This window comes from Shewanella sp. NKUCC05_KAH (assembly GCF_019345585.1).
Classification (GTDB): Bacteria; Pseudomonadota; Gammaproteobacteria; order Enterobacterales; family Shewanellaceae; genus Shewanella; species Shewanella oncorhynchi.
Window position 1 is genome coordinate 1 of the sequence record NZ_JAHKQZ010000013.1, and the last position, 14,561, is coordinate 14,561.

Annotated in this window: 13 protein-coding genes; 9 read left to right on the top strand and 4 right to left on the bottom strand. The window is 45.0% G+C overall.

All coding sequences use genetic code 11. From position 1 onward, the window contains the following. Nucleotides 1–150 precede the first annotated feature (150 nt). The 3 genes from KO533_RS12660 to KO533_RS12670 all read right to left on the bottom strand — a co-directional run bounded on the left by KO533_RS12660 (nucleotide 151) and on the right by KO533_RS12670 (nucleotide 1,725). Entirely contained in the window at nucleotides 151–471 is a 321-nt protein-coding gene (locus KO533_RS12660) for a hypothetical protein (protein ID WP_028761869.1), read from the bottom strand. Nucleotides 472–544: 73 nt separating this feature from the next. Continuing rightward, nucleotides 545–1,129 carry a peptidylprolyl isomerase gene (locus KO533_RS12665; protein WP_168824782.1) on the bottom strand — a complete coding sequence of 195 codons (585 nt, stop codon included), beginning with the start codon at nucleotides 1,127–1,129 and terminating at the stop codon, nucleotides 545–547. Nucleotides 1,130–1,158: 29 nt separating this feature from the next. Then, nucleotides 1,159–1,725 (bottom strand): YajG family lipoprotein, encoded by a 567-nt coding sequence (locus KO533_RS12670; RefSeq protein ID WP_105250136.1) that lies wholly within the window; start codon nucleotides 1,723–1,725, stop codon nucleotides 1,159–1,161. Nucleotides 1,726–1,913: 188 nt separating this feature from the next. Here KO533_RS12670 and KO533_RS12675 point away from each other — a divergent pair, with 188 nt between their 5' ends. The 9 genes from KO533_RS12675 (at nucleotide 1,914) to KO533_RS12715 (ending at nucleotide 10,480) form a co-directional block, all read left to right on the top strand. After that, complete coding sequence (locus KO533_RS12675) at nucleotides 1,914–2,477, top strand: porin family protein (protein WP_173497291.1); 564 nt, start codon at nucleotides 1,914–1,916, stop codon at nucleotides 2,475–2,477. 215 nt (nucleotides 2,478–2,692) lie between these two features. Continuing rightward, nucleotides 2,693–3,724: a DUF2804 domain-containing protein gene (locus KO533_RS12680; protein ID WP_219254471.1), complete on the top strand. Its 1,032-nt coding sequence runs from the start codon at nucleotides 2,693–2,695 to the stop codon at nucleotides 3,722–3,724. A 131-nt stretch (nucleotides 3,725–3,855) separates the two neighbouring features. After that, a complete protein-coding gene (locus KO533_RS12685; RefSeq protein WP_219254473.1) occupies nucleotides 3,856–4,722 on the top strand; it encodes a sterol desaturase family protein in 867 nt (288 codons plus the stop codon). Between the two features lie 169 nt (nucleotides 4,723–4,891). Beyond that, complete coding sequence (locus tag KO533_RS12690; RefSeq protein ID WP_063883553.1) at nucleotides 4,892–5,530, top strand: hypothetical protein; 639 nt, start codon at nucleotides 4,892–4,894, stop codon at nucleotides 5,528–5,530. A gap of 447 nt (nucleotides 5,531–5,977) precedes the next feature. Beyond that, complete coding sequence (mpl, locus tag KO533_RS12695; RefSeq protein WP_219254474.1) at nucleotides 5,978–7,372, top strand: UDP-N-acetylmuramate:L-alanyl-gamma-D-glutamyl-meso-diaminopimelate ligase; 1,395 nt, start codon at nucleotides 5,978–5,980, stop codon at nucleotides 7,370–7,372. Between the two features lies 1 nt (nucleotide 7,373). Then, nucleotides 7,374–8,033: a flavin prenyltransferase UbiX gene (locus KO533_RS12700; RefSeq protein WP_028761725.1), complete on the top strand. Its 660-nt coding sequence runs from the start codon at nucleotides 7,374–7,376 to the stop codon at nucleotides 8,031–8,033. Between the two features lie 7 nt (nucleotides 8,034–8,040). Then, a complete protein-coding gene (gene hpt / locus KO533_RS12705) occupies nucleotides 8,041–8,571 on the top strand; it encodes a hypoxanthine phosphoribosyltransferase (protein WP_028761726.1) in 531 nt (176 codons plus the stop codon). Nucleotides 8,572–8,774: 203 nt separating this feature from the next. Next, nucleotides 8,775–9,713: an ABC transporter ATP-binding protein gene (locus KO533_RS12710; RefSeq protein WP_219254477.1), complete on the top strand. Its 939-nt coding sequence runs from the start codon at nucleotides 8,775–8,777 to the stop codon at nucleotides 9,711–9,713. Next, a complete protein-coding gene (locus KO533_RS12715; RefSeq protein WP_006080287.1) occupies nucleotides 9,710–10,480 on the top strand; it encodes an ABC transporter permease in 771 nt (256 codons plus the stop codon). The genes KO533_RS12710 and KO533_RS12715 overlap by 4 nt, the downstream gene beginning before the upstream one ends. Before the next feature lie 68 nt (nucleotides 10,481–10,548). Here KO533_RS12715 and KO533_RS22770 read toward each other — a convergent pair whose 3' ends face one another. Continuing rightward, complete coding sequence (locus tag KO533_RS22770; RefSeq protein WP_219254479.1) at nucleotides 10,549–14,412, bottom strand: S8 family serine peptidase; 3,864 nt, start codon at nucleotides 14,410–14,412, stop codon at nucleotides 10,549–10,551. Nucleotides 14,413–14,561: the final 149 nt, after the last annotated feature.

Here is a 14,561-nt window from a genome sequence, read left to right on the forward strand (position 1 = left end):
AAGCTGGATGGTAAACGGGAAAGGGCATATCCACGAGTTCTTAAAATGAGCAAAAACAAGTTCCCGGTTAGACCAAGAAAAATGCCGTTCACTCTTAAGTGAACGGCATTACTATTACAGGGCCATTTTTTATCGATAGGAATGCTGAACTTAAGGTCTTATCCCGATGCATCCCTGCGGCACTCGGCCTCCTAAACTCAGGTAGTCACAGCAATCATTTACTTGCTTACGCAGATATTGATTACCGCGGATTACACAGTCAGGCCACCTGTTAAAGCTGTGGAGCAAGTGCCAAAACACTTTTTCAGTTTCAGTTTGCGCTTCGCCAGTCGAATTCAGTTGCTGCCATTCTTCTAACGTGTCCCATAAGTAAAGTTGCACTTCATGGAAGTCGAGTTCTTCACTCAAAAACGCTTTTCCATAGAAGGCGAGTTGGGGCGCTTTATTATCGATGAACTCAGTTGCCGTCATCGTTTGCCTCCTTTCTGTTTACTATCACAGTATAGATGCAAAATTAGCGCTTTTGCTCGAAATTATATTTTGATTACTGTTTTGGTAATAATTTGGCTTTTTTCAATATGATAGGGGTAACAGGAACATCGGGCCAATTGAGCTTAGTGTTAGTTCCTGTCTCAACGACAGCCATAGCTTCGAGGACGGTTTTACCTTCAATCACTTCACCAAATACGGCATAACCCCAACGACGTTTAGAGGGATCGAGTTTAGTGTTGTCGGCTACGTTAAAGTAGAACTGACGAGTGGCTGAGTGCGGCTCGTTTTCACGTGCCATGGCGATAGTGCCCATGCTATTTGTTAGGCCATTTCCTGATTCGTTGACTATCGGCTTGCCGTCTGGCAACTCTTCATACTTAGGGGTGAGTCCGCCGCCCTGCACCACAAAGTCACTGATCACGCGGTGAAATATCGTGTTGTCGTATTCGCCTTTAACGACATGAGTTAAAAAGTTATCGACAGTGATTGGTGCACGAGTTCTATCTAGCTCGACCACTATTTTGCCTAAGCTAGTATCAAATTCGACTCTGGGATACAAGGTATCGGCCTGAATGTCGAGTGCGAGGCTATGATGACTCATAAAGATGAGCAAGAGGGCTGATATCCAACGGAGCATATTGATTTCCTTATAATAAACTGACGCTGTTATTTTTGTAGAAACTGATTAAGCTCAGGATCGTTTAGAATCTCGCCGGTAAGTTGGCCGAGCAATTTGTTCATATCCAGTTCTAAGGTTGCAAAATCGGGCGTTAAAGGACCTTTTAAAGTGCCTTTGGCTTTATAGCGTTTTACCAGCTCTTGGGTGGAATTTTTGGCTTGAACTGCGATTAACACACTGTGTTTTGCCTCATAGCCAAAGGTCTTTTTAGTGATATCCATTTGCAATTCTTCTAATTGAATTTGCACTGAATTAGTTGCGCTTGGGTCGATTTGGTAGCCCGCTTGAGCAAAACCTGCGCGGAATACTTCATCGAGTAACAGTTTAGGCGGTTCGCTCGGGCCAACTAAACGTGTTTTTGTCCCTTCTTCAATAAAACGAGCAACATAATCGACTGTGCGTGTATCTACCGTTTCAAGAGCGATAGGTACAAGTTGCGCCGTTTGTTGGCTGATATTGGGCACTTGAGGGCTGAAAGCCATATGAGTCGGATTTTGGCTGGCACAGCCCGCGAACAGCAGGGGGAAAGTCAAGGTCAGTAATAGCCGTTTCATGGGATCTCTCGTACAAGTAAAAGTGGCTACAGCATACCAGAAATCACTTTTGATGCCACAGAACACCGTGATTCAGTTGAGGTACAGCTTTTATTGCTAATATCTTGTGCTCATTATTCACATCCGTGTTTTCTGTGCATTCACATCATTTATTCGCATAGTTACAAGGCATGGAAGGCAGGTTAAATATGGAAAAAATATCATTCACTTCGTTATTTGTTGGCCTGATGCTGGCGTCAGGCCTGATGAGCTCCAATGCGCTCGCGGGCGATTCTGCCCATATACTGGGTGGTAGTTTAGGTTACGGTACCCAAGAATTTGAAACTAAGAACGGTAAATATGATGCGGGTGACACCTTAACCAGCGACTTATATTACCGCTATATGCTCAACGAGCATTTTGGGTTTGAGGCGGGTTATTTAGCGGGTTCAGGTGGGGTGGCGAGTGCGCTTGTTAGCGTCATCAGTGAGATAAAAGATTTACGTTACCAAGGTGTTAGAACCGCCGCTTACGGTGAGTATGCTTTGTCTCGTGGTAACAGCCTGTATGCCAAATTAGGCGCTGCTTACACTCAAGTCAGCTATGAGATAGATAAACAAGATATGGACTCGGATGATGTCGGTTTTTATGGCGCTGCAGGCTGGCAATATCGATTTAAGTCAGGATTCGGTTTGAATTTGGAATACCAATATATCCCGATGAAAGAGCTTGAATTACAGGGGATCAACTTTGGTATTAGTTACCGATTCTAATCTCTCCTTATCCAACGATTAAAGCGCCTTTAGGCGCTTTAATCGTTTTACAAACAAGGAATTTAAAACATTAAACCGAACACTGGCTGGCAACAAAATGACAACATTTTGTCCTTGCACTCTTTTAATGCAATGGGGGACAGGTTAGAGTAAAAATTCGATGTTTAGAATGAGAGAGCATAGATGCTCCCGCGTCTTTTTTGTAAGGCTTAGTCATGTTAACGATAGCAACGCAAATCGCCCCAGATAACCTGATCAATCCGAAGGGGTTACCCCATTTTGGTCATTTCGATGGCATAGTCAAAACCTTAGGTTTAGCGGACTTTGCCTATTTCGATACTATGGATAATCCTGCTTCAGCGTGGGCTAAGCATTTCGATTATAAACAATTTCAGTTTGTCTCTTTGGTCACGCCGCGTTATGTCCTAGGCATCGCGCTTGCCGATATTGCCTACGTCGGCAGTGCTTTTTGCTATTTATACGACATAAAAACCAACATACTCACCCAGCTTGATTGGTTAAAACCTTTGAGGTTTGGCTATCAAATGACGCCATCGCCCGCCGAGGGGCGAAGTAGTATTGGCCGTAAAGGGGCGCAGTTAAGCTTTGAGATTGTAGAGGGCGGTTGGCGGTTAGTAATTGATACTAAAAACATTCAAGCCGATGTGACTTTACACTCAGCCCCCTTAAGTTTGCCTATGGCTATGTGTAGTCCTACTGGATACAACGGCTGGACTTACACACAAAAGCATAATGGTTTGACCGTTAAAGGTAGTTTGACTGTGGGTCATGAGCCGCAGCCGCTGAATCAAGCTTTAGCAGGCTATGACTTTTCGGCGGGTTACATGCGCCGTGATACCAGTTGGCGCTGGGCGTCAATTAACGCGCGGATCCATGAGGGCATTATGGGACTTAATTTAGCGGCGGGTGTCAATGAAACTGGGGCTACTGAAAATGTCTTTTGGATTAATGGTGAGCGTCATTTGCTTGGGCCAGTGCAATTTGAGTTTGATCGCCATGCCACGCTCGGCGCCGAGGTTTGGCGAGTCCACAGTCAAAATGGCCAAGTGGATTTGCAGTTTGCGGCGCGCAATTGTCGCAGTGAAAAGCGTAATTTGCTCTTGCTTAAGAGTAATTTCCGCCAATTCATCGGCCATTTCAGCGGCACTATTACCGATAATCAAGGACACAGTTACCAGTTAAATAATGTTCTGGGACTCGCCGAAGATCATTATGCCCGCTGGTAGCTAACGATGACTAACGGATCGCAGCTGCCTACGTTGTGGCGTTGAATGCGGTTTATAGAATGCAGTCAGAATTTTTATAAAAGTAATAATAAAAATAACCATAAAATAAAAATAGAACAGGATGATCTTATATGGATGTCGCCTCGCTGATCCAGCACCCAGAATTGTTACTGCTAGTGCTTGCACCTTTATTTTTCGTGTGTATTTTGCTGGAATGGTACTTTGGCGATAAAAGACAAAAGCTACCGTTAAGTGCACGTTATCGCGGCCAAGAAGTGCTGTGTAATTTCAGCCTCGCGGCCATGCATCAAGGTGCTGATTTACTCACTGGTTTGCTGATCGCTAAGCTATATTTGGCGATTTTTGGTTGGAAGTTATTCGATATTGAAATGGGCCCATTGAGCTTTATTGCCTTGATGGTTGCGCAGGACTTTTGTTATTACTGGTTCCACAGGGCGAGCCACAGAGTCCGCTGGATGTGGGCGGCTCACGTGGTGCACCATAGCTCTGAGAATATGAATTTTAGCACTGCGTTTCGTCAGAGTTTAATGTATCCCTTTGCAGGCATGTGGGTATTTTGGTTACCGCTGGTGGTCATAGGTTTCGATCCAAACTGGGTGGTGTTTGTGGTATTACTCAATCTGGGATTGCAATTTTTTGTGCATACCCAAGCGATTAAATCACTCGGACCGCTGGAATGGGTCTTCAATACACCGTCACATCACAGGGTGCACCACGGTCGTAATCCCCAATATATAGATAAAAACTATGCGGGCGTGCTGATTATTTGGGACAAGCTGTTTGGTACCTTTGAGCCCGAAGTGGAGACTGTGATTTACGGCATTACTAAGCCAGTGAATAGTTTTAATCCCTTTAAAGTGACTTTTAGTGAATGGCGAGACATGTTTGCAGAGGTCACAGCGATAGGTTTGAGTGTTAAACAACGACTACGTATCTTGTTTGCTCCGCCTTCCAGCAGTTTAAAAAGCGAGGAATAACAATCCACTGCATTTTCCAAGTTAAATAGCGCAAATGGCTAATAGAGTCTTGAATTTAGCCTTGCTAGCCTATATTCCGTTTTTTGCCACTGTTTTGGTGTAAAAATGTACAATCCCATACTTTGGTGGTACTTTTTGGGATAAGGAATTTAACTTGGGAGGACGTATCATGATGGATGAACCTCGATTATCCGCGGAGGAGCTTGCTTGTTTTAGCGAACTTTTTTCGCCGACTCGTGTGGGCACTGCCTTGACTAACGATCCCCTGGTCAATCACGTGCTCACAGTCACAACTGAAGTGCCGCAAGTTATTGCCTCGATTCTCGGCAAGGCAAAACTCACTTTATTGGCCGAAGTCGGGCCCTATAAACTCTGGTTTCCGCTACTGATGAAAGTGGATGACTTTGGTCAGTTTCAACCCACTTTAGGTGTACCTGAAGTGCTCGATGCCTCGGGAGTGGAGCGCAGTTGGCGGTTAACTCAAGCCGATGATGTGTGGATATTCGACCACGATCAAGGTGAGCAATGGTCTGTTGCCTCGTTATCCAGTTCTGGCATGGCCATCCGTGCTAAATCACAGCAGCAATTTAAGCAATTGTTAGGCAGTAAAGATCTGCAATTACAATTGCCCAATGGCGAGACTATGCGCGTCGATATCGAGCCTATTCGTAGCGAGAAAGGTCTGGCCTTTGTTAAGTTTCAGGCCGAAACTGAAGAGCGTGAAGCGTTACGTCAATTCTTATTTAGTCGGCACCGTAGCCAGCACGCTCAGCTCTACCGTGACTTACGCTATACCCAAGCAACCTGAAGATACGAGTTTCAGAGCGCCTAGGGTGCTTCAATTCAAGGCGCATCAATGACAGAATGTCGGCCACCTTTTGAATTGATGCAACACGGAAGTGAAGTGCCCTAGGCGCTCCGTTCCGGCGGGTTTTAACGCACTTTATGCTGCGTTGGTTATTTTTAACTTAGCCCGCTAGGTCTGCAAATAACCGCCTTGCCTAAAGTGCGTTAAATTCCCGCTGAATCCTGCATCTTCAGGTTGTTTGGGTATAGTACCCTGCATTGCGACAGTTTTCGGCCTTGTGTTAGTTGACCTGTTATCTAAAAATCTCAGTTCTGCAACTTGAATGTGAAATCCACGGATTTAAAAACTGTCATTTGTGATTGCAGTGCTTTTCACCGATTGTTACCTGCCAATCTGTCTCCCGATGGATTAGAATGGCGGTGAATTCAACACATCAGAGCGAGCGGTATGCACGTACATATTTTAGGAATTTGTGGAACCTTCATGGGTGGTCTAGCGTTATTGGCTAGGGCCAAAGGGCACAGAGTGACGGGCTCGGATGCCAATGTCTATCCTCCAATGAGCACGCAACTAGAGGACCAAGGCATTGAGCTTATTCAAGGTTTTGATCCTAGCCAGCTAGGTGAAGCAGGGCACTATCCTGACTTAGTTGTCATTGGTAATGCCATGAGCCGGGGTAATCCTTGTGTGGAAGCCGTGTTGAACATTGGCATCCCTTATACCTCTGGCCCGCAGTTTTTAGCCGATCATATTTTGCCTGAGCGTTGGGTGCTGGCAGTGTCTGGCACTCACGGTAAAACCTCGACTTCTAGCATGTTAGCCTGGATTTTAGATGATTGTGGTTATGAGCCTGGGTTCTTAATCGGTGGCGTACCGCAAAACTTTGGTGTGTCGGCACGTTTAGGCAAGACCGCTTTCTTTGTCGTTGAGGCCGACGAATACGACAGTGCCTTCTTCGATAAACGTTCGAAATTCGTGCATTATCATCCGCGTACCTTAGTGATCAACAATCTTGAGTTCGATCATGCCGATATTTTTGCTGATCTGGCTGCGATTCAAAAACAGTTTAACCACTTAATTCGCACCGTTCCTGGTGAAGGCAAGATCATTTGGCCCGCCGATTCCCATGCCGTTAAGCAAACGATTGATATGGGGTGTTGGAGTGAGCAAGAAACCTACCATTTAGCCGAATCGACCAGCGGTTGGTATGGCAAAGCGTTAAGTGATGATTGCCATCGCTTTGAAGTGTTTTTTGATGGCGAGTCCCAAGGTGTTCTCGAATGGGATTTGATTGGTCAGCACAATATTGAAAACGCCATGATGGCCATTGCTGCCGCGCGTCACGTTGGCGTTAAGCCGAGTGCTGCAATTGAAGCTTTAGCTAAGTTTATGCCACCTAAGCGTCGACTCGAATTACTCGGAACCGTTAACGGTGTGAGCGTATATGACGATTTTGCCCACCATCCGACGGCCATTGCGACCACGTTAAAAGGTATGCGGGCTAAGGTTGGGCAGAGCAAAATTACTGTGGTACTCGAGCCGCGCTCAAATACCATGAAGAGCGGTGTCCATAAAGACACTTTAGCTTTTTCTATGATGCAAGCCGACGAAGCCTTTTTATATCAAGCTGATACCATCGACTGGAATATGAAAGAAGCCATGGAAGCGGCGGTGATCCCTGTGACTGTGTTACATCAAATTGATGATGTGGTCGCGAAAGTCGCAGCAACCGCCAAAGCAGGCGACACCATAGTGGTGATGAGTAACGGTGGTTTTGGTGGGTTACATAAGAAGCTGCTGGCCGCATTAGAACAGGCTTCAACTGTAGAGCAGGTTAGCTAAGATGGCCTACGCAAAGTCGACTAAGGCGATTAGCTTAGCTTGGACGGGCGCCTCTGGTGCGCCCTATGGGCTTAAGTTACTCGAGTGTCTGTTGGTATCGGGTTATCAAGTGTTTTTGATGATCTCCAGTGCCGCTCGAGTGGTATTGGCGACGGAACACGGCTTACAGTTAAGCGCCAACAGTGACAAAGCCCATGCCCAGCTGTTGGCTTTGCTGCACGAAAAAGGCGTGATTATTGCTGGCGAGTTAGTGGTATTAGGCAAAGATGAGTGGTTTTCACCGCCTGCATCGGGTAGCGCAGCACCTAAACAAATGGTGATTTGTCCTTGCTCAACGGGGACGTTAGCGGCAGTTGCTACCGGAATGAGTAATAATTTACTCGAACGCGCCGCCGATGTGGTGATTAAAGAGCGCGGCCAACTTATCCTAGTACCGAGGGAAACTCCTTTTAGTGCCATACACTTAGAGCATATGTTAAGCCTTTCTCGCCTCGGCGCGACCATTATGCCCGCTGCACCCGGCTTTTATCACAATCCCAAATCGGTAGAAGATCTGGTAGACTTCATGGTCGCTCGAATTCTCGATCATTTGGGCGTTGACCATGCATTAACGAGTCGCTGGGGTTATGACAAACAGTCTAACCGCGACCTCGACAATTGAGACTTATATGAAACACACCACCGAAGTGATGATCTCTGCTGAAGAGATAAGCCAGAAATTGGATCAAATGGCCGAGCTAATCAATGCCCATTATGCCCACAGTGAACGTCTGCTGATGGTAGGCTTGTTAAAAGGCTCAGTGGTCTTTATGGCTGACCTGTGTCGCCGCATTAAAGGCCATGTTGAAATCGATTTTATGTCGGTTTCCAGTTATGGCAATACTATGACCAGCTCACGGGATGTGAAAGTGCTGAAAGATGTGCAATCAGATATCGCCGGTCGCGATGTATTGATTGTGGAAGACTTGATTGACTCAGGTAACACTTTAAGCAAAGTGCGCGAGATGTTGTTACTGCGGGAGCCTAAGAGTCTTGCACTGTGCACCCTGTTGGATAAACCTGAGCGTCGTGAAGTGGATGTGAAGGTCGATTTTATCGGTTTTACTATCCCTGATGAGTTTATCGTAGGTTATGGTATTGATTATGCTGAGCAGTATCGCAATCTACCTTATATCGCCAAAGTCGTACCACTCGATTAAGTGTCCGATACAGTTTAAAACTCCCGCAACAGGCGGGAGTTTTGCTTTTTGCGGCAATATAAAAAGTATTAATGATTGAATCATTAAAGAGTGTCTTTTCAATCAATTAGCTAACTTTTTGCGTTAGTTCTGCAACCCATCATTGTAATTGTGTTTTTTAGCACCATCTTATTACTTTCTAATGTGTAAGGATCGGTACAAATATGGCGAATATTACCCATGCTCTGGTACTCGAAGGGCTTAAAAAAACCTATAAAGGCGGTGTAGAAGCGGTCAAAGGCATCAGCCTTACCGTCAATCAAGGGGATTTCTTTGCCTTGCTCGGCCCCAATGGTGCGGGTAAATCCACCACGATTGGTATTATTAGCTCCTTAGTGCAGAAGAGTTCAGGTACGGTCAAAGTCTTTGATTATGATATCGATAAGCAGCTAGAACACGCCAAGCTCTGCATTGGTTTAGTGCCACAAGAGTTTAACTTCAACCAGTTTGAAACCGTGCTGCAAATTGTGGTGAATCAAGCGGGTTACTATGGTGTGCCAAAACCTATCGCCCTTGAGCGTGCCCAAAAATACTTAAGCCAACTGGATCTGTGGGAAAAGCGCAATAGCCCTTCGCGGGAATTATCCGGCGGCATGAAGCGACGGTTAATGATTGCGCGCGCGCTGATGCACGAACCTAAATTATTGATTTTAGATGAACCTACCGCAGGTGTGGATATTGAACTGCGCCGCTCTATGTGGGAGTTTCTTAAACAAATAAACCAGCAGGGCGTGACGATCATCCTGACCACTCATTACCTTGAAGAAGCGGAAATGCTTTGCCGTAATATCGGCATTATCGATAAAGGTATTTTAGTGGAATGCACTAGCATGAAGGCGTTGCTGAGTAAGCTGAATATGGAGACTTTTATTCTCGATCTTCGTCGCGATACTGAAACGGCCCCCGTGCTCGATGGCATGGCTTGTCGCTTAACCGACTCTCATACCTTAGAGGTGGATGTGGCGAAAGAGCATAATCTTAACGATGTCTTTAGCCAATTGAGCGCAGCCAATATTGAAGTGCTATCGATGCGTAACAAGTCTAATCGGTTAGAAGAACTCTTCGTCGAACTCGTGAAGAAAACTCAGGGAGCCTCAGCATGAATCAGCTCTACTTTATTGCCTTTAAAAGTATTTTAAGTAAAGAGATTAATCGTTTTACGCGAATTTGGATCCAGACCTTAGTCCCGCCAGCGATTACCATGACCTTGTATTTTTTGATTTTTGGTAACTTAGTCGGCAGCCGGATTGGAGAAATGGGCGGCGTATCTTATATGGAGTTTATCGCCCCTGGTTTGATCATGATGTCGGTGATCACTAACTCTTACTCGAATGTTGCTAGCTCATTTTACAGTGCCAAGTTTCAACGTAATTTAGAAGAGCTGATGGTGGCACCTGTGCCCCATTATGTGCTGATTGCTGGCTACGTAGGCGGCGGCGTGGCGCGCGGTTTGTGTGTTGGCCTGATAGTGACGTTAGTGGCCATGTTCTTTGTCGACATTAGCTTACATCACGCAGGTTTAGTGGTGATGACGGTATTTTTAACCTCAGTGCTATTCTCATTGGGTGGCTTAATTAACGCTGTTTTTGCCAAAAGCTTCGACGATATCAGTATCATCCCCACCTTTGTGCTTACCCCATTAACTTACCTTGGGGGCGTATTTTATTCCCTGTCACTCTTGCCCCCATTTTGGCAAGGCGTGTCGGCACTTAACCCTGTGGTCTATATGATCAACGTGTTCCGCTACGGCTTTTTAGGCTTTGCCGATATCAGCGTGCCATTATCCATCGCCATTATGATCGGTTTCTGTGTCGCCCTGTGGACCTTAGCGTATTACTTAGTTTCGCGCGGAATAGGTCTGCGTTCCTAGAGATATTTCTTTAGAGCGTAATAGAAAAAGGGAGCCATTAAGGCTCCCTTTTATTGTCTAACAACTCGTTACTTCATACGACGACGTATTGCCGCCAGTGGTAACAATAAGGCGGTTAACCAACCGAGTGAACCTCCTCCATTGTCTGTATTTTTATTTGGTGCAGCAACCGCAGTCACTTCACCAGTATTACTGTTTAATGTGCCATCATTCGCAATAACAGTAAATGTATAGGTTCCCTGCTCTTTTGGGGTAAAGCTAATATTTTTTGCTGCAGGATCAAAAGTCACTGTAGGACCTGATGTCTGTGTCCAAATATAGGTGAGTGCATCGCCATCGACATCTTTAGCATTTGACATGACGGTGATTTTTTGGCCTGTAGGCAAGGTTTCTCCTGTTGGGGCGACAGTTGGTGCATCATTGACATTAGCAACTGTCACAGTCACTTTAGTCGCTTTTGATACGTTGCCATCGGCATCTTCGACGCTGTAAGTGAAGCTATCGGTGCCAAAGAAGTCTTTCTTAGGCTGATAAGTCGCAATGCCAGCTTCACTGATAGTGACAGTACCATTGGCAGGTGCGTCTACTACAGTTGCTTTAGACAATGTACCTACAGGAGCAATATCCAAAACACGCTGTGCACTGGCGGTTATGCCATTGCCTGTGATTGATGCGCGAGCAACTTTTTGATCTGGATTGATATCATTTGCGAGCAAATCAATTTCTATTGAGGTTTCTTCTGTAGCCTCTGCCATATCGCCAGTGCCAAAGGAGAATTCTGTCGCTTTAGCCAGATAGTCGATAGTAACATTACCTGCCGTTGTGTTTTTCAGCGTCAATGTATTACCTGTTACAACCGAATCACCTTCACCATTAAAGTGGTAAGTTGTTCCAATTGTTCCGCCTATATTTTCAGCGCCGATAGTGACGTTTGAAGGCATATTTGGAATATTTATGTAATTGAATACAACCTCTTCAGTATTACCTGTCTTAATCCAAATGCTAAACGTATAAGGTGTATTTGATGTATCACCATAGAGTTGGCCTTTATTCCACTCTAAAGCTAACCATTTAACTCCATCATCATCTGTGAATACACCAACGGCTAAGTCACCACCGCCAGTATCGCCAGCAGATTTATCTGATAAATCAAAATCTGACCAGAAGGGCGCTAAAATGTTATTTGGGTTGCTGCCATCAGGTAGCTTTTTGTTCGCAAATGTACCACTTGCACTTCCACCTCCAACAATCGCTAGACCATTGTCAGACATAGTGATGCTGGAATAGCTAACCCCATTGTATTTAAAGCTAGGCACAGTAAAGGTGAACGCTTGTTCATCACAACCTTCTGGACAAGTAATTGGTTTGACCCCTAGACTCACTATGCTTGGGAAACCAGCTGAGCCCTTAGTTGTCGTCATTTTAGGAAGATTAAGTGACCCAACCCAAGTAATGTTGCCTATATCTTCGTTGATTTGTAAACCATTTTGCGTCGCGCCAGCTAAGCTAACTTTTACATCATCTTTCGATGTTAGTTTCGTGCCTTCTGGTGCTTGCGCTGTAATAGTCACTGTACTGTCAAATGAGTTATTGTTAATCACAACTGATATTGGAATCGCATCGGTTGCGTTAAGTTCGGTTTTCTTGCTCATAGTCGAAATCAGTGAGGCATCACTTGACTCTTTAGCTAACACAGCCAAAGGTAAGTGAGCATCTTGCAGTCCTTCGGTGCTGCTTATCATTACATTACCAAAAATCCACTCACCATATTCTGCGAAAGTTGAGTCAACGGTTACAGTAAACGTGGCAGAGGCTCCTGCGGCAAGTTCTAAGCTAGAAGGTGATACTGTTATACCTGTACTATCGGATGAAGTTGATAAGTTCCAAGATGTTTTTGCGTCACTCTTGTTATATACCGTTCGAGTGAAAGTACATGGACCAACACAAGAGTCTGATGCGATGGATGGTTTGTCGAACGTTAATATAGCTTTGGCTGCAGCATCTAAATCCATGCGTCCAGCACCCATACCAAATGGTGTGGCTGGTGTTGTTGCATCATCATCTAAAATATCATCAAATTTAGCTGTTGATGTTAAAGCAGTTTTAATATCGTTTGCAGACCAATCTGGATGTAATTGACGCATCATAGCTGCAGCACCTGCTACGTGCGGGCTTGCCATACTGGTGCCAGAGATCATATTAAAGTCTTCACCACCATCATCAGGAGAAAAAGCTGACAGAATGTTGGTACCAGGTGCTGCAATATCCGGTTTAAGAATATTTTGGTTGCCATCAGGACCGCGTGAACTGGTGCTATTTAGGTTATCAGCAAGTTCAGAAACCATGATACGTTTAGTTTTTGCAACTATCGTACCTGTTGTTGCAGCATCTCCCATGGCTTCAATTACGGCTAAACCTGCATCTTTCGTAATCATGACAGCAGGGAATGGTTCACCAGGCATAGACATAGTCGTTGGTGCACCTGCCGCATTGTTATAAACTACAAGGGCTTTAGCGCCTGCAGCTTTTGCGTTTGTGGCTTTTAATGAGAAGTTACATGTTCCGCGAGAAATCAATGCAATGCCATCTTTGAACGAATCCGCAGCAAAGGCATCACAACCATTGGCATTTTCAGCATCTAAATTAACGGCCGCAATCACTGGAGCGGTAATATCTTCTGAAAGCACTGCATCAGAACTTGGGATAGCAAGTAAATCATCACCACCGGTATTAAAGCTATTAGCGAAAAAACGCCCTGTTGTAGTGTTAGCAACAGTTATTCCTGATTCAATACAAGCAGGGCAGCCGATAGTTTGAGGACCATTACCATCGTTACCGGCAGCGCTAACTACAACAACCCCCGCAGCTTCTGCAGCTTCAAACATGGTTTTGTATGGGCTGCTAGCTGGATCACTACCAGCACTCCCCCCCCATGAGTTGTTGATTACATCTGCACCATCATTAACAGCATGCTCTAAGGCTTCCATTAACATGATGTTAGAGCCGGTTCCGCCTGTGCAATCAGGCTTACTGTAAAGAGCCTTGTAGACCATAAGGTAAGCTGCTGGTGCTACACCAGATAGTTGAACGGGAATATCTTTATAAGTAGTTGATATCTTGTTACCGACAGCGGTACCTGCAACGTGAGTTCCGTGACCACCATAGCTAAGTGGACTCATGTATTCATTAGGACACACAGGTGATGTTGGCTGTGACCAACGCGCAACGATCAGCTTGTTGTTACAGAATGAAGCATCGACAGTCGAGCAGTAGTCATCCGATGGTCGACTACCGCTGGGTGCTGTGAAGCCTGCATCGGTAAACATGGGGTTTTCCGGACGAATGCCGCCATCAATAATAGCAACTTTCATTCCTTTGCCCGCATTAGCCATGCCGGAAACGGCTTCCCACATAGCTGGGGTATTAATCACTTGGTGTGATGCATCCATGTTAGTTTCATATATAGCCTCTGGGTATACTGCTTTCACTCCAGGCATTTTGGCTATTTTTTCAACACTTAGTCCTTGGCCAACAACTGTTATACCGTTAAAAAGTGTTTGGAAATGACGTTCCACTTTTGCATTTGGCGCAATTTTAGCTAAATTGCTAGCAAAAGCGTTTTGCTCTTTAGCTAGGTGACTTGAATAGCTTTTGACATTAGTAGATTGAATATCTAGTTTTTCTTTTTTCGAATTTAAAGCTGTTGCTGCGAAGTTGCCGATGCCGCCTCTATACTTAGCTAGTGCAGGAGATTCCATCTCAACAATAAAACGTTGTGGAGCATCGAGGTTAGTGGCTGATGTTTGCGGTTTAGTATATTTATCATGCGCGCTTATTTCTGGAGAGTAAGGTTTAAATGTAAATTCACTGTTAGCAATAGCTGCGCTTGAGAGTAGTGCAGCGGAGATAGCGATCGATAGTTTTGTCTTCACAACTTCTTCCTTGTCAATTAATGCTTTCAGCACTTTATTAAACGTGCCTGTAGCTGAATTGTTATAGTTTTTGCTGCGCTCTTTGGCGGTAGCAATGAAGTTGTAACACAAAAGTATCGTATGGTTAACACTTTTGCGGTAAAAAAGAT